This is a genomic window from Nonomuraea salmonea, from assembly GCF_042428605.1.
In the GTDB taxonomy this organism is placed as follows: Bacteria; Actinomycetota; Actinomycetes; order Streptosporangiales; family Streptosporangiaceae; genus Nonomuraea; species Nonomuraea salmonea.
The window spans coordinates 245,387-260,470 of record NZ_JBHMCF010000020.1 but is presented as its reverse complement, the minus strand read 5'-3'; the positions used below and the strand labels follow the sequence as shown (position 1 = coordinate 260,470).

Here is a 15,084-nt window from a genome sequence, read left to right as displayed (position 1 = left end):
TGGAGCTGACCGGTACTAATAGGCCGAGGACTTGACCACAAAGCAAACCCTCCCACGGGGAGGGTGTCTTGCTCGCGTCCACTAGGCAATTCTGAGACAGCAAGCAGTGTGCTGTTTCGCAGGGTTGCGGCGGTTATGGCGGGAAGGAAACACCCGGTTACATTCCGAACCCGGAAGTTAAGCTTCCCAGCGCCGATGGTACTGCACTCGGGAGGGTGTGGGAGAGTAGGTCACCGCCGCACAAACTTTCATGGAGAGGGTCTCGACACCAGGTTCTGGTGTTGGGGCCCTTTCCGCATGTCCGGACCCTTTTTTTCCGCATGCCCGGGGTCGGGCTGGGGTGCTGCTTCCCATAGGCCGGCGGTTCTGAGCTGACTCGTGCTCGTCGTTGGAGCCACGGGATCTTGCCGGGTGGGGTTACGGCGTGGGTGGTGGGGCTTTTCGGGCATGGTGGAGTTCTGGTGGCGGCGGGGTGGTGGGCGGGTCACTCTGGGAGTGTGACGGGTTCTCATACTTCGGGGCAGGCATCGGTGCAGGTGAGACGGCGGCGCCGGCGATTGCGGGTCCTTGTGTGGACGGTTGCTCCGGTTGCGTGCACGTTGGTGCTGGCGGGGATTGTGGACATCGTCGCTGAGATGTTCGGGGTGCCGGGATCGGTGCTCAGGGTGCTGGATGAGATGGACAGCTTGCTCAGCATCGCGGTCGGGGGTGTGGGGTTGGTGGTGGTGACGGTCATGGTCATACGGACGCCGGGGGTGCCGCCGCGTGCAGGAGCGGGTGGCAAATCAGGACAAGTGGAGCGTTCCATTTCCGTTGGGGAGGCGAATCCGGGAGTGGCTATGACGGGTGATGGGGCGACGGCCGTCAATGTGGGGCGGGTGGATGTGGCGGGGGACGTGCGGCTGGAGTCGCGGCTGCAGGTGCCGACGCGGCCGGTGCAGCTTGCGCCGCGGCCGCCGCTGCTGCTGGGCAGGGAGGAGGTGATCGGCGAGGTCAGGGAGCGGTTGCGGCGGGGGCCTGGTCGGCCGAGTGTGGTGGCGTTGCACGGGCTGGGTGGTGTGGGGAAGACGAGTGTGGCCGTTGAGTACGCCCATCGGCATCAGGGTGACTATCAGCTCGTCTGGCAACTGCCGGCGCACGATTCCGCGGTGTTGTCGGCGGCTTTTGCGCGGCTGGCGGCGTTGCTGGGGTTGCGGGAGACGGCCGACGCGGCCGATCCGGTGGATCAGGTGCATGCGGCGCTGGCCGCGCGTACGGAATGCTGGTTGCTGATTTTCGACAACGTGCCGGATGCCGGGACGGTGCGGCGGTATCTGCCGCCGGCGGGGCCCGGGCATGTGGTGGTCACCAGCAGGTCGGGGAGCTGGCCGCCGGAGCAGGGGCTGGAGGTGCCGGTGCTGGAGCCGGGCCCGGGGGCGGAGCTGGTGCTGGCGAGGTCAGGCCAGGAGGATGCGGTGACCGCCGCGGCGGTGGTGGCGGAGCTGGGCGCGTTGCCGCTGGCGCTGGAGCAGGCGGCGGCGTTCATGGCGGAGACGGGGCTGCGGCCGGCCGAGTACCTGGAGCTGCTGCACGACCAGCGGGCCGAGGTGCTGGCCCAGGGGCAGCCGTGGGGGCATCGGGAGCGGGTCACGACGACCTGGCAGCTGTCGTTCAGCAATTTGGAGCGCACCAGCCCGGAGGCGATCGCGCTGCTGCGGGTGCTGGCATGCTGCTCGCACGAGCCGATCCCGTACCAGCTGCTGCTGTCGCCGCTCGAAGGGCGGGCGCCGCGTGAGGTGCTCGCGGCCGACCTGCGCAGGCAGCGGGCGTACGGACGGCTGCCGAGCACGCCGCTGCGGCGGGTGCGTGAGGTGCGGCCATGGCTGAGTGCGGTGATGGTGCTCCAGGAGCTGCCGTGCGACCCGCTGGCGGTGAACGCGGCGGTGAGCGCGCTGCGCGGGCACAGCCTGATCAGCCATCCCGCGGACGGCCTGGTCTCGGTGCACCGGCTGGTGCAGGCCGTCACTCTCGACCAGCTGCCGCCGCCCGAGCAGCAGCGGTGGCGGGACGTCGCGGCCGTGCTCCTGGAGTCGGTGCTGCCGGCGGATCCGCTCGACGCCGCCGCCTGGCCCCGGTACGCCGAGCTGCTGCCGCACATCCTGACGGTGCTCACCCCGGCGTCGGCCGGCATGGACAAGACGGCGCGGTACCTGGGAGCGAGCGGCGACTACCGGACGGCGCGGGCGCTGTATGAGGAGATCTGCGCGGCGCTCGCGGCCCGGCTGGGGCCTGAGCATCCGTCCACGCTGACCGCCCGGCACGAGCTGGCGCGCTGGACGGGTGAGCTGGGGGACGCGGCGTCGGCCAGGGACATGTACGCGGAGCTGCTGCCGCTGCGGGTGCTGGAGCTCGGGGCCACGCATCCGGACACGCTGGCCATCCGGCACGAGCTGGCCCGCTGGACCGGCGAGCTGGGGGACGCGGCGTCGGCGCGGTGGCAGTACGCGAAGCTGCTGCCGATCGGGGAGCGGGTGCAGGGCGCGGAGCATCCCGACACGTTGACCATCCGGCACGAGCTGGCACGCTGGACGGGTGAGCTGGGGGACGCGGCGTCGGCCAGGGACATGTACGCCGAGCTCGTGCCGATCCGGGAGCGGGTGCAGAGCGCCGAGCACCCCGACACACTCGCCGCTCGGGCGAACCTGGCGTTGTGGACCGGCGAGGCGGGTGATCCGGTCGGGGCGCGCGACCGGTATGCGGCGTTGCTGCCAGTTCGCGAGCGGGTGCAGGGGGCCGAGCATCCGGCCACGCTGATCACCCGGCACGAGCTGGCGCGCTGGACGGGTGAGCTGGGCGATGCGGCGGCGGCCAGGGACATGTACGCGGCGCTGCTCGTCGTACGGGAGCGCGTGTCCGGTGCCGACCACCCCGACACGCTCACCGTCCGGCACGAGCTGGCGCGGTGGACGGGTGAGCTGGGGGACGCGGCGTCGGCCAGGGACATGTACGCGGCGCTGCTGCCCATGCGCGAGCGCGTCCAGGGGCGCGACCACCCCGACACGCTGGCCGCCTGGGCGAACCTGGCGCTGTGGACCGGCGAGGCGGGTGACCCGGCGCAGGCCCGCGGCCACTGCGCGGCGCTGCTGCCCGTCAGGGAACGCGTGCTCGGCCCCCAGCACCCCGCCACCCTGCTCACCCGGCACGAGCTGGCGCGGTGGACGGGCGAGCTCGGTGACGCGGTCTCGGCCCGCGACCAGTACGCGGAGCTGCTGGTACGCCACGAGCACGCCTTCGGGGCCGAACACTCCGACACGCTGACGACCCGGCACAACCTGGCCTTCTGGACCGGGCAGGCGGGCGACCCGAGGACCGCGCGTGCGCAGTGCGCGGCGTTGCTGCCGGTCAGGGAACGGGTGCTCGGCGCCGACCATCCCGACGCTCTGACGACGCGGCACAACCTGGCGTACTGGACGGGGCAGGCGGGGGACGCGGAGGCCGCGCGCGACCTGTATGCGGCGTTGCTGCCGGTCTGCGAACGGGTGCTCGGCCCCGAACATCCCGACACGCTGACCGTCCGGCACGAGCTGGCCCGGTGGACCGGTGAGCTGGGCGACCCGGCGGCGGCCAGGGACGCGTACCTCGCCCTGCTCCCGCTGCGCGAGCGAGCCTCCGGGCCCGAGCACCCCGACACGCTGACCGCCCGCGCCAACCTGGCCTATTGGACCGGGCAGGCGGGGGACCCGGCGGGCGCCAGGGACCGGTACGCGGCGCTACTGCCCATCAGGGAACGCGTGCTCGGCCCCGGCCATCCGGTGACGCGGTCGACGAGGGAACAGCTCGCCTATTGGACGGAACGGACCTAGCGCCTCCTCGCCGCCTCCGCGTCGAACGGGTTCGGAGGCGGCCTCTCCTCAGCACCGAACGGCTTCGGAGGGGCCCCTCCTCAGCGTCGAACGGCTTCGGAGGCGGGCTGCTCCTCAGTGTTGAAGGGGCTGGAGGTAGCCCCTTCTCGTCGTCGAACAGGTCCGGTGGCGGGGCTGCTCACCGCAGCGCCAGGCGGGCGATGCGGCCGGATTCGCCGGAGGCCCAGCAGGTCAGGTCGCGGGTGCAGCTCACCGTGTCGAACGAGCCGGTGTCGAAGGTCTGCCAGGTCCGGCCGGCCGACCAGGAGACGTCGCTGCCGGAGGGGCCTACGGCGATGGCGGCGAAGGGCAGGTGGGGCAGCCAGGCGACGCCCGATCGGTAGGCGGGTGGGGGCGTGGTGGCGGGCTGCCAGGAGGCGCCGCCGTCCCGGGTGATGGCGGCGGCGTGGGGTGATGCCTCTTCTGGGCGGTAGTCGCCGCCGATCGCGATGCCTCGGTGCCGGTCGCGGAAGGCCAGGGCGAAGACGCCGCGTGCCGGGTCGGCGGCCGGGATCGGGGTGTCGGTGACCGTCCACGTACGGCCCCGGTCGGCCGAGTGGAACACGCGGGAGCGGTCGGCTCCGCCGGTGGACAGCCAGACGTCCCGCGCTCCGGCCACGGTCAGGCACTGCCCGCTCGCCGCGAATCCCGCCTCGCCGGGCAGCGCCGGCGGCATGCCGTCGGGGGGCAGGACCTGCCAGCTCCGTCCGCCGTCATCGGTGGCGAGGATGCGGAAGCGGCCGTCCACGGGGTCGCTCATCGCGAGGCCGTGCCGCCGGTCGAAGAAGGCGAGGCAGTCGTAGAAGGCGCGCGGCTCGTCGTTCCGGTACGTCTCCGTCCAGGTGCGCCCGCCGTCCTCGGTACGGTAGACGCGCGAGTCGGTGCCCTCGCCGATGGACAGCGCCACGGCCCGCTTCGCGTCGAACGCCTCGATGTCGCGGAACTGCAGCGCCTCGGTGCCGGGCGGGGAGACGTTCCGCCAGGTACGGCCGCCGTTCACGGTGCGCAGCACGACGCCCTCCGAGCCGGAGGCCCACACCACGTCCCTGCTGACGGGCGCCAGGCCGCGCAGGCGCGCGGTCACTCCGGTCTCCTTGAGCTCCCAGCCGAGCCGGGGCGGGCCTGCCTGGGCGGCCGGTGGGACGAGCAGCGGGGCGGCCAGGACGAGAGCCGCCGACAGCGCGCTCCATGCGCGACGAAGCCTCATGCCGGGCAAACTAGCCCGAAGGATCAACGTCGTCCATGCTCGTCGCGCGCTCGGCGTCCGGGGCGAGGAACGCCGAGACGAGCTCGTTCACCCGCTCAGGGCACTGCCGGTTCGACCAGTGGCCGACGCCTTCCAGCAGCTCGTAGCGGGCGCCGGGGATGAGTGCGGCGGCGGCTCTCGTACGGGCCTGGGGCACGCCGATGTCCTTGTCGCCCTGGATGAGCAGGACGGGGCAGGTGATCTCGGGCAGGCGCGGGCGCAGGTCGACGCGCATGCGGAAGGGGCCGATGGAGCCGTTCTGCCAGTCGGACGAGCCGGCGCCGCCCGCCCGTACCTCTTCGACGATCTCGTCCACGATCTCGTCGAAGTCCGGTACGGGCCCCGCGAACAGCGCCCGGCGGGCGAACGCCGCCACCTGCGCGCGCGTCCTGAGCAGCGCGCCCGGCAGCGTCCTGTTGAGCAGCGGCAGCTTGGCGGTGAGCCAGAGGAGCTGGTGCACGACGGGCGGGAACGCCAGGATGCCGGCCGGGGCGAGCGCCACGAGCCGGTCCACGCGGCCCGGATGCTCGATGGCGGTGGCGAGCGCGAGCGCGCCGCCCTGCGACAGGCCGACCAGGGCGGCCGAGCCGAGGCCGAAGTGATCGAGCACGTCGGTGACGCAGCGCAGCATGCGCTCGTGGGTGGCCCGGCCCTGCCACGGGCGGCTCTTGCCCTGTTTCGGCCAGTCGGGCGCGAGCACGAAGTGGTCCGCCGCGAGGACGGGGATGAGAGGTCGCCAGCTCAGCAGCGCGTTGTCGACGCCGGCGCCGCTGAGCAGCACCACCGGTGGCGCCTCGGGGTCGCCCGCGACGTGGACGTGCAGGCGCCCCTCGGGGAAGGTCAGGTACGTGCCGCGCGGCTCGCTCATCCGCCGCCCCCGTTCGCGGCGCGGTGGGCTTCCCAGCGCTGCCACAGCGCGGGCAGCTCGCTCTCCAGGAAGCGGTAGAGCTCGTTGACGTTGTCCAGGCGCTTGCGGCGCTCGGGGGAGCCGCCGTCCAGCACGCGCAGGCCGGCCTCGGTGATCTCGCGGAAGGCGGCCGTCTTGGCGTAGCGGGCGGCCAGCATGCGGCTCCACCCGTCGGGCGCGATGCGGAAGTACTCCTGCCGCTCGCCTCTGCGCCGCACCCCTTCGACCAGTCCGCTGGGCGTCAGGAGCCTGGTCGCGCTGCTGATCGAGCTGCGGCTGACGCCCAGCACCTCGGAGAGCCGGGCGGCGCTCTGCTCCGGCGGGTCGCTGATGAGCAGCCAGCCGATCACGCGGCCGGCGATCAGCGGCATGCCCTCCTTGGCGAAGAAGCTCGCGACGTCGTCGACGAAGTCCAGCTCGGCGTCGGTGGGGGTGTCGTCCATGCCGCCAGATTACTGTTGTTGCAGTCATTACTGCAACAACAGGAAATCGTGATGACCGCCGGCCTGGCCGCCGATCAGGCGGACACGGCAGGAGGAGCAGGGCATGGCCGGTGGACGACCGGCGGACGAGGTGGTGCTCGGGACAATCGCCGACCAGCTCGGGCGCCGCCATGGGCGAGCCCTGGGAGGTGCGTGACGGCATGGCCAAGGGGCCGGGCACGCTCGCGGTCGTGCTCGGCGCCGATCAGACCGGCAGCCCCGCGCACCTCGACCTCGACTTCGTCCTCCTCGTCCACCAGGAGGAAAACTGATCGGAGGAGGACACACGAAGGGACCCGCACGTGGTGGTGCGGGTCCCTCACTGGAAGGGCTACTTGGGGAGGACCAGGAGGGCGTCGCCCACTGTGCGTTCGGCGCCGTCCGAGGGGCGGTTGACGACCTTCTTGCCGACCACCATGGCCGTGGAGCCGCCGCCGTCCAGGTTGATCGCCTGGGTGGCGCCCAGCCAGCGCATGAACTGGGCGGCCTCCACGAAGTTCGCGCCGACGGTCTCGCCGGGGCGGCGGCCGTCGATGGTGGCCAGGATGAGGCTGCCGTTGCGGGTCGTGCCGAGGAGGGTGCGAGGGTGGCGGCGGAGGATCATGTTGATCGAGTCGTGCCCGTCCCGCTTGGCGGTGATCTTCACCTTGCCGTTGCGGACCAGCCCCACGCCGCCGGAGATGACGTGCAGGTCGGGGGTGAGCTTGAGCGCCCGCTTGGTACGCAGGTCCACGACCTTCGTCACGATCTTGACGGTCCAGTCCTGCCAGGCGTGCTCGTTGATCCAGTCGGCGGCCAGGCCGTTGCCGTGCAGCACGCGCGTCCCGGCGGCCACGGCGGCGCCGGACGCGCGCAGGCCGACGACCTTGCCGTTGGCGTCGAGGACGGCGTCGGTGCCGCCGGAGGGGGTCTTGGCGCCCCACTCCTCGGTGTAGAGGACCAGTTCGTCGGTGGTGGCGGCCCGGTTGACGCCGTTGACCTCGACCTTGGTGCCGTCCTGGGAGACGGCGGTGACGTCGGTCCTCAGCTCGGTGATCTTCGCGGTACGGCCCTTGAGCACGACGGCGGAGCGCCCGGGAAGGGCCTCGCTCAGCAGCCGGCCGCCGACCACGGAGGCGCCGACCGGCTCGCCGCGCAGCGCCTTGGAGGTGTGGATGTTGAAGAAGCCGCCGTTGACGCCGACCAGCGCCTTGCCCGCCTTCACCATCGAGGAGACGGTCTCGCGCTTGGCCACGCTGCGGCCGAGCGAGGCGGCGTACGAGCCGCGGAACACCCGCGAGTCGACCATGACGACCTTGGCGCTCCACGGCCCGGTGGTCTTGAGCCCGTCGTCGCCGAGGTAGTCGACCTTGACCTTCAGGCCCGCTTCCTTCAGCTTCTTGGCGGCCTTCTCGGCCTTCTTCTTGTCCTTCAGCGGCCACATGCCGACGCGGACCATGTAGACGGTCTGCGAGGGAGCGTCGGCGACGCCGGGCCTGACCACCTTCTGGACGCTGGGCGTCTCCCCGGCGGCCTCCACTTCGGCGGCCTTGGCCTCCGCGGTGTGCTGCATCCCGTAGTCGCGGCCGCTGGGCATCAAGACGGTCAGCGTGTAGCCGTCGGTGGCGGAGCCCGCCTGCACGTCGTACAGGTCGATGCCCTGCGTGACGGCGGTCATCGTCTTGGTCGGCACGGGTCGCGCGCCCAGCGGGAACTTCGCCGACGGGAACCGTACCGTGCGCTGTTCCGCGGTCGCGGGCAGCGCCGTGATGGTGAGCGCCGCGGCTATGGCCAGGCCGCCGGCGATCGTGCGTCGAGACATGAACTCTCCATAGGGCGGTGCAAGGGACCGCACCATAGTGGCGAGATCAAGGACCCCGAGGCAGGAGAACGCGCCAACTGGGTAAAGAGGTTACGAGATTGACATCGCCCTCCAGTACCATGCGTATATGACTTGTATCCGCATGTGGTGGCGGCCGACAGACGGCCGCTGATTCGCCCATGCGGGGGCCGTCCCAGAGACGGCCCTTCACCATCATGCGAGGTCCTCTCCGGGGCGGCACGAGACCCAGGAGAGATCCCATGAACGACATCGTCCTGACCGGTGACCGCCCGACCGGGCCGCTGCATCTCGGCCACTACTTCGGCTCCCTGGCCAACCGGGTCGAGTTGCAGGGCCGATATCCGATGTACGTGCTGGTCGCCGACTACCAGGTGATCACCGACCGCGACACGCCCGGCGAGATCCGGCGCAACACCACGGACCTCGTGCTCGACTATCTCGCGGTCGGCATCGACCCGGCGCGGGCCGTGATCTTCCAGCACAGCGCGATCCCCGAGCTGAACCAGCTCCTGCTGCCCTTCCTGAGCCTCGTGTCGGTGGCGGAGCTGCGGCGCAACCCCACGGTGAAGGACGAGATCGCGCACAGCTCGCAGCGGGCGGTGAGCGGGCTGATGTTCACCTATCCGGTGCACCAGGCGGCCGACATCCTGTTCTGCAAGGGCACGCTGGTGCCGGTGGGCAAGGACCAGTTGCCGCACGTGGAGGTGACGCGGCTGGTGGCGCGGCGCTTCAACGAGCGGTACGGCACGGTGTTCCCGCTGCCCGAGGCCATGATGGGGGAGCAGCCGCTGCTCAAGGGGCTCGACGGCGGCAAGATGAGCAAGAGCAGGGGCAACGCCATCGCCCTGTCGGCCACCGAGGACGAGACCGCCGCCCTCATCAGGAAGGCCCGCACCGACGCCGAGCGGCACATCACCTTCGACGAGGAGCGCCGCCCCGAGGTGGCCAACCTGCTCACGCTGGCCGGGCTCTGCCTCGGCAGGTCGCCGCGCGAGCTGGCCGGGGAGATCGGCGACGGCGGCGCGGCGACGCTCAAGCGGGTGACGACGGAGGCGGTCAACGAGTTCCTGCGGCCGATCAGGAAGCGGCGGGCCGAGCTGGGCGAGGGCGACGCGCGCCGGATCCTGGCCGAGGGGAACGAGCGGGCGCGCGAGCGGGCGGTGCTGACGCTGGAGGAGGTGCAGCAGGCCATGGGCTTGTCAGCTTCTCGGTCGTGAACGACCGAGCTTGCAGTTCCTCGCCGTCGATGGCTTCGACGGTCCGGTCCGCGTCAGGCAGCGTGACTCACTGCCCAGCCCGTCGCACCGCGTGAGGCGATGTTCCGGGCTGCGTTGACGTCGGCGTGCTCAGCGAAACCGCACGACGTACACGAGAAGGTGGCCTGGTCAGGCCGGTTGCGCTTGTCCACATGCCCGCAGTGCGAGCACTGCTGTGAGGTATGGGCCGCATCCACGGCGATCACCGCCACTCCTGCCCGGACCGCCTTGTAGGCGATGAAAGCTCCGAGCTGATGGAAACTCCAGGAGTGCAGCGTGACCCGCTGGGGCTTGCGAAGCCGTACCCGCTCGCGGATGCCCTGGAGATCCTCCAGAGCGATCCCGCGCCCGGTGCGTTCTGCCTCGGTCACGATGCTTTTGGCGATGACGTGGTTGACCTGCGCGGCGAACCGCGCCTCTCGACGACGCCGCCGTTTCAGCAGCCGCTTGGCGGATTTGGTCCGCCTGGCCTGCAGGCGGCGGCGAAGCCGGCGATGACGGTGGCGGACCGCGTTCAGTCCTTTGCCGCAATGGCGAACTCCATCGGAGGTGGTGGCGATGTTGGCGATACCCAGATCCACCCCGACGAAGCCGTCCGGTTCCGACAGCGGCTGCTCGGCCACCTCGACCGTGGCATGCAAGAACCACATCCCATCCCGGCAGACCAGATCCGACTCACCGCGTCGATGGGCGGCCAGCAGCGCCAGTTGCCGCGCCGAGCCGGTGAAGGCCACCCCTTTCAGCCGCCCGGCGGTCGTCCAGATCGACACCGTCCGCGCCTCATGCTGCCAGGACAGGCACCGATCGTCATACGGTTGAGCCGCCGACGATCGAAAAGAGATCGGCCGGGCTTCGATGCCGGCCCGGCGTGATGATCCCGGCCCGCCCAGGTTCCCGACGGCCAGATTGGCGTGCAGGGTGCGAGCCCGCACCACCAGCTTCACAGTCGAACACACTATCGTTTGGTCCCTGTCGCCGCGATGGGAACCCAAACCCCGATATCCGCACAGGGCGAACCGTCGTCTCCGCGCTGCATGCCCATTCCGTCTTCACATCCACGTACCGGCGCGGGGTGTTCACCGACGAACGGTCGAGTTCAACGGCGAGCACGACCATGTCCACCTGCTGGTCCACCACCCTCCCAAGGTCACGCTCTCGACGCTGGTCACCCCACTCAAAGGCGTTTCCGCCCGGCGCCATCTGTGGGGCGGGCACTTCTGGTCGCCCAGCACTTCGCCGCCTCCTGCGGCGGCGCGCCCTTGAACATCATCAAGAAGTACATCGAGAACCAGACACGGCCAGGCTGATCCGCCCACCCGAACCAGCCGTCACGCCACCGCTCAGGCCTGGAGACCCCCGGCGCCGTCGTTTCCTCCCAGGCGTGAACGCCCGGCGTTCCACGCCAGATTCGGCTGAACGCCGCCGGGAACGAACGTTCGCCCGCGTGCCTGACGAACGCCCGCGTCAGCGGTTCTCCCTGCGGAAGGACTCCAGCGCCAGTAACGCCACGTGCAGGGACAGGCAGGACTCGACGTCGTCGAGGTCGGTGTCGAGGATGCGCTCAAGGCGGCGCAGCCGGTCGTAGAAGGCGGGCCTGGACAGGTGGGCCTTCTGGGCGGCGACCGCCTTGTTGCGCCCGCAGTCGAGGTAGATGCGCAGGATGCGGGTCAGGTCGCCGCCACGCTGCGCGTCGTGGGCCAGCAGCGGGCCCAGCTCCCGCTCGGCGAACGTCTGCAGCCGCGCGTCGTCGCGCAGCAGGTGGAGCAGGCCGCGCAGGCGCAGGTCGGGCAGGCGGTAGTAGGCGCGGCCGTCGGGCTGGCGGACCGCCACCTCGGCGACCTGCTCGGCTTCGAGGAAGCTGCGGCGTACGTCCTTGATGGATTCGACGACCGAGCCGGCCGCCAGCACGAACGCGGCCCCGCACAGCCCGCGCAGCCGCTCGGCGAGCGCGGTCAGCGCGGGCTCTGCCTGGGTGCGTGGCGGGAGCGGCAGCAGCACGCCCACGCGCTCCTGGTCGAGCGCGCCCACCAGGGCGGGCAGGCGGGCGTCGCGGCAGGCGGCGGCGGTGCACTCGGCCAGTTCGCCGAGCTGCGCCTGCCCGTCGAGCGCCTGGTCGATGTGCTCGGTCGGCCGGATGACCACGCTGATCAGCCGCCGCCCGGTGAGCGGCACGCCCACCGCGCGGGCGCGGGCGGCGGCCTCGTCGGGGTCGGCGTAGGCGTGGGTGAGTATGCCGGTGAGGATGGTGCCGTGGGCCTGGCGTTCGAGCGACTCCTGGTGGCGCTCCAGCAGGCGGCCCAGGGCGAGCGTGGTGGCGGCCCGCTCGGCGAGCACCATGTCGCGCGGTGACGGCGTGCCGTCGCAGAGCAGGATGAGCCGCCCCCAGTCCTGCCCGCGCGCCCCGACGGTGGTGACGAGCCAGCCGGAGGCCGGATCGTACGCCGTGCGCTCGGCCGGCGCGACCGCCCGCGACCTGGTCTCCCACCCGGCGAGCAGGGCGCCCGCGTCGCGCCCCGCCGACTCGCAGGCCAGCACCTGGTGGGCGAGGTTCTCCAGCAGCACGGGCCGGCCGGACAGCCGGGCCACCTGCGCCAGCACCTCGGCGGGCGAGGCGCCCTCGACCGACAGCTCGGTGAAGACCTCGTGGAGCTGCTCGGAGGCGCGCAGCTCTTCGAGCTGGATGTCGATGATCCGGGAGTGCACCGATTCGGTGATCTGGACGAACGGGGTCTCCCTGGTCAGCACGATGACCGGCAGCCCGTGCTCCTCGGCGGCCTTGGTCACCGCGCGCGGCAGCTCGCGGACGAACCTGCGGCCCAGCTCCACGACCAGCCCCGACGCCCCGACGGAGGAGAGCTCGCCGATGTAGTCGGCGAGCTTCTCGGGGTCCTCGGGCAGCGCTACGCCGGTGGTGAGCACGAGCTCCCCGCCGCGCAGGAGATGGGCGATGTCGGCGATCTCGCCGACGTGCACCCACCGCACCTTGGTGTCCAGCCGGTCCGCGCCCGCGACCACGCGCGGGCTGCCGCGGCGCACGGTCTCCAGGGCGAGGACGTCGGCGATGGTGGGGAGCACGGGGCAGAGCCTAGCCGATCAACCTGTAAGAACGCCCACGGGGTGAATGACACATTGTCGGACATGTCATGGGTTGAGATCCTCTTCGCGATATTCCCGGCGGGGTTCGCGAACGCGCAGCTCGACGCGGCGAATCTTGCCGGAGATCGTCTTCGGCAGGTCGTCGAATTCGATGCGCCGCACCCGCTTGTACGGCGCCAGCTCCCTGCGGCAGTGCTCGAAGATCGACCTCGCGGTGTCCTCGCCGGGCTCGAAGCCGGGGGCCAGCAGCACGTACGCCTTCGGCACCGCCAGGCGTACCGGGTCGGGGGCGGGCACCACGGCGGCCTCGGCCACGGCGGGGTGCTCCAGCAGCACGCTCTCCAGCTCGAACGGCGAGATGCGGTAGTCGGACGCCTTGAAGACGTCGTCGGTCCTGCCCACGTAGGTGATGTAGCCGTCCTGGTCGCGGGTGGCGACGTCGCCGGTGTGGTAGAAGCCGCCGCGCATCGCGTCGCCCGATCCACCGACATATCCGGACATGAGGCCGAGGGGGCGGCGGTCGTCCAGCGGCAGGCAGATCTCCCCGTCGTCCCCCTGCTCGCCGGTGACCGGGTCGATCAGCACGACCTCGTAGCCGGGCAGCGGGCGCCCCATCGACCCCGGCCTGACCTGCTCGCCCGGCGCGTTGCCGATCTGCGCCGTCGTCTCGGTCTGCCCGTAGCCGTCCCTGATCGTGATGCCCCACGCCTTGGCGACCTGGTCGATGATCTCGGGGTTGAGCGGCTCGCCGGCGGCGACGGCCGTGCGCAGGGGCAGCCTCCAGGCGGTGAGGTCCTCCTGGATGAGCATCCGCCACACCGTGGGCGGCGCGCAGAACGTGGTGACCCGCTCGTCGCGCAGCACCTCCAGCAGCGCGGACGCGGAGAAGCGCTGGTAGTCGTGGATCAGCACGGTCGCCCCGGCGTTCCAGGGGGCGAAGACGTTGCTCCAGGCGTGCTTGGCCCAGCCCGGCGAGGAGACGTTGAGGTGCACGTCGCCGGGCCTGATCCCGATCCAGAACATCGTGGACAGGTGGCCCGCGGGGTAGGAGGCGTGGGTGTGCTCGACCAGCTTCGGCTGGGAGGTCGTGCCGGAGGTGAAGTAGAGCAGCAGCGTGTCCTCGGCCCTGGTCGGCGCGTCGGGGGTGAAGAACGTGCCCGCCTCGTACGCCTCGTGGAAGGGCAGCCAGCCGAACGCGTCGCCCACGGCGATCTTCGTGTACTCGCCGGCCTCGAACTTGCCGGCGTCGGCCGCGTTCGCGATGACGTGGGACACCCCGCCGCGCTGGATGCGCTCGGTGACGTCCTTCGCGGTCAGCAGCGTGGTGGCCGGGATGATGACCGCGCCCAGCTTCATCGCGGCGAGCAGCGCCTCCCACAGCTCGGCCTGGTTGCCCAGCATGAGCAGGATCCGCTCGCCCCGCCGCACGCCCTGCTCGTGCAGCCAGTTGGCGACCTGGTTGGAGCGGGCCGACAGCTCGGCGAAGGTGTAGGAGGCGCTGCTCTCGCCGACGATCTTGAGAGCGACGGCCTCGGGGGTCTCGGCGGCCAGCACCCCGTCGAACCAGTCGAGCGCCCAGTTGAACTCGGCCGGTCTGGGCCAGCGGAAGCCGCGCCTGGCGGTGCCGGGGTCGGCGTCGAGGAGGAAGTCGCGGGCGGCACGGAAATCGCTCATGCCCGGGATCCTGCTACGGCGCGAGCCGCCGCTCAAGACCGTCGAGCAGCGACACGAGGCCGAAGTCGAAACACAGCGCCCGGATGGCGTCGGGATCGTCGTAGACGTCCATGTCGATGCTCTCCAGCATCTCGGGGTGGGCCGCGGCGGCCTTGCGGACGGTGGCGCGCATCTCGTCGGCGTCGTAGTCGCGGTCGCCCATCGTGGCGTTCCAGGCGATCTCGGGGATCGTCATGCCGAACACGTAGGCGGTGAGCGTGGAGCCGGCGAAGTCGACGTCGAAGCCCTTGAACCCGGCGGCCTTGAACATCCGGCGCATCCGGTCGGCGACCCGCATCGCGTGGGGCCCGAGCGCGGGCAGGCGGCCGATCAGGTCGCCCGACCAGGGGTGGCGCAGGATCACCTCGCGCATGCTGTAGGCCAGCACGGACGTGGCGTCGCGCCAGCCCACCTCGTCGGGGTCGGGCACGGTCATCTCCGCCCACACCTCGTCGTAGGCGAGTTCGAGCAGCTCGTCCTTGTGAGCGACGTACCAGTAGAGGCTGGTGGCGCCGGCGTCCAGCTTGGCGCCGAGCTTGCGCATGCTGAGGCCGCCCAGCCCCTCCTGGTCGAGCAGTTCGACGGCGGCGGCGACGATCTCCTCCCTGGTGCGGCCGGGGGCGGCGCTCTTGCGGGGCTCGCGGACCCAGACGGAGGAGAACGGCTTGCTGCTCATGCCTC

Annotated in this window: 12 protein-coding genes, 1 rRNA gene and 1 pseudogene; 5 read left to right on the top strand and 9 right to left on the bottom strand. The window is 71.3% G+C overall.

Translation table 11 applies throughout. The features are described from left to right. Positions 1 to 125: 125 nt before the first annotated feature. Positions 126 to 242: ribosomal RNA gene (gene rrf / locus ACFFR3_RS21935) — 5S ribosomal RNA — on the top strand. Positions 243 to 508: 266 nt separating this feature from the next. Here rrf and ACFFR3_RS21930 read toward each other — a convergent pair. Then, positions 509 to 736: a hypothetical protein gene (locus tag ACFFR3_RS21930; RefSeq protein ID WP_379483743.1), complete on the bottom strand. Its 228-nt coding sequence runs from the start codon at positions 734 to 736 to the stop codon at positions 509 to 511. Positions 737 to 839: 103 nt separating this feature from the next. On the opposite strand from ACFFR3_RS21930, the gene fxsT reads away from it, so the two are divergent. Next, positions 840 to 3,842, top strand: coding sequence for an FxSxx-COOH system tetratricopeptide repeat protein (gene fxsT, locus ACFFR3_RS21925; protein WP_379483742.1), 3,003 nt, complete (start codon positions 840 to 842; stop codon positions 3,840 to 3,842). 178 nt (positions 3,843 to 4,020) lie between these two features. On the opposite strand, the gene ACFFR3_RS21920 is transcribed toward fxsT, so the two are convergent. Genes ACFFR3_RS21920 through ACFFR3_RS21910 form a run of 3 tightly spaced genes read right to left on the bottom strand, consistent with a single transcriptional unit; the run spans position 4,021 to position 6,477 of the window. Beyond that, positions 4,021 to 5,088, bottom strand: coding sequence for a WD40/YVTN/BNR-like repeat-containing protein (locus ACFFR3_RS21920; RefSeq protein WP_379483741.1), 1,068 nt, complete (start codon positions 5,086 to 5,088; stop codon positions 4,021 to 4,023). A 10-nt stretch (positions 5,089 to 5,098) separates the two neighbouring features. Next, positions 5,099 to 5,995, bottom strand: coding sequence for an alpha/beta fold hydrolase (locus tag ACFFR3_RS21915; protein ID WP_379483740.1), 897 nt, complete (start codon positions 5,993 to 5,995; stop codon positions 5,099 to 5,101). Then, positions 5,992 to 6,477 (bottom strand): GbsR/MarR family transcriptional regulator, encoded by a 486-nt coding sequence (locus ACFFR3_RS21910; protein WP_364380300.1) that lies wholly within the window; start codon positions 6,475 to 6,477, stop codon positions 5,992 to 5,994. The genes ACFFR3_RS21915 and ACFFR3_RS21910 overlap by 4 nt, the downstream gene beginning before the upstream one ends. Before the next feature lie 170 nt (positions 6,478 to 6,647). Between ACFFR3_RS21910 and ACFFR3_RS21905 the strand changes: the two genes are divergently transcribed. Then, entirely contained in the window at positions 6,648 to 6,788 is a 141-nt protein-coding gene (locus ACFFR3_RS21905; protein WP_379483739.1) for a hypothetical protein, read from the top strand. A 59-nt stretch (positions 6,789 to 6,847) separates the two neighbouring features. On the opposite strand, the gene ACFFR3_RS21900 is transcribed toward ACFFR3_RS21905, so the two are convergent. Further along, the gene (locus ACFFR3_RS21900; RefSeq protein WP_364380306.1) at positions 6,848 to 8,317 is read right to left on the bottom strand and encodes a phosphodiester glycosidase family protein; all 1,470 of its coding nucleotides are present in this window, start codon (positions 8,315 to 8,317) and stop codon (positions 6,848 to 6,850) included. A 260-nt stretch (positions 8,318 to 8,577) separates the two neighbouring features. Here ACFFR3_RS21900 and trpS point away from each other — a divergent pair, with 260 nt between their 5' ends. Beyond that, a complete protein-coding gene (gene trpS / locus ACFFR3_RS21895) occupies positions 8,578 to 9,555 on the top strand; it encodes a tryptophan--tRNA ligase (RefSeq protein ID WP_345398208.1) in 978 nt (325 codons plus the stop codon). A 53-nt stretch (positions 9,556 to 9,608) separates the two neighbouring features. Here the strand turns inward: trpS and ACFFR3_RS21890 are convergent, their stop codons facing one another. Beyond that, on the bottom strand, positions 9,609 to 10,538 hold the full coding sequence (locus tag ACFFR3_RS21890; protein ID WP_345398211.1) for an RNA-guided endonuclease InsQ/TnpB family protein: 930 nt from the start codon (positions 10,536 to 10,538) through the stop codon (positions 9,609 to 9,611). Positions 10,539 to 10,594: 56 nt separating this feature from the next. Here ACFFR3_RS21890 and tnpA point away from each other — a divergent pair. Next, positions 10,595 to 10,901, top strand: a pseudogene (gene tnpA, locus ACFFR3_RS21885) (IS200/IS605 family transposase). 157 nt (positions 10,902 to 11,058) lie between these two features. On the opposite strand, the gene ACFFR3_RS21880 reads toward tnpA, so the two are convergent. The 3 genes from ACFFR3_RS21880 to ACFFR3_RS21870 all read right to left on the bottom strand — a co-directional run bounded on the left by ACFFR3_RS21880 (position 11,059) and on the right by ACFFR3_RS21870 (position 15,079). Further along, entirely contained in the window at positions 11,059 to 12,669 is a 1,611-nt protein-coding gene (locus ACFFR3_RS21880) for a PucR family transcriptional regulator (RefSeq protein WP_345398214.1), read from the bottom strand. Between the two features lie 66 nt (positions 12,670 to 12,735). Then, positions 12,736 to 14,364, bottom strand: a complete 1,629-nt coding sequence (locus ACFFR3_RS21875; protein ID WP_379483738.1) for an AMP-binding protein — start codon at positions 14,362 to 14,364, stop codon at positions 12,736 to 12,738. Positions 14,365 to 14,377: 13 nt separating this feature from the next. Next, a complete protein-coding gene (locus ACFFR3_RS21870; protein WP_364380319.1) occupies positions 14,378 to 15,079 on the bottom strand; it encodes a TetR/AcrR family transcriptional regulator in 702 nt (233 codons plus the stop codon). Positions 15,080 to 15,084: the final 5 nt, after the last annotated feature.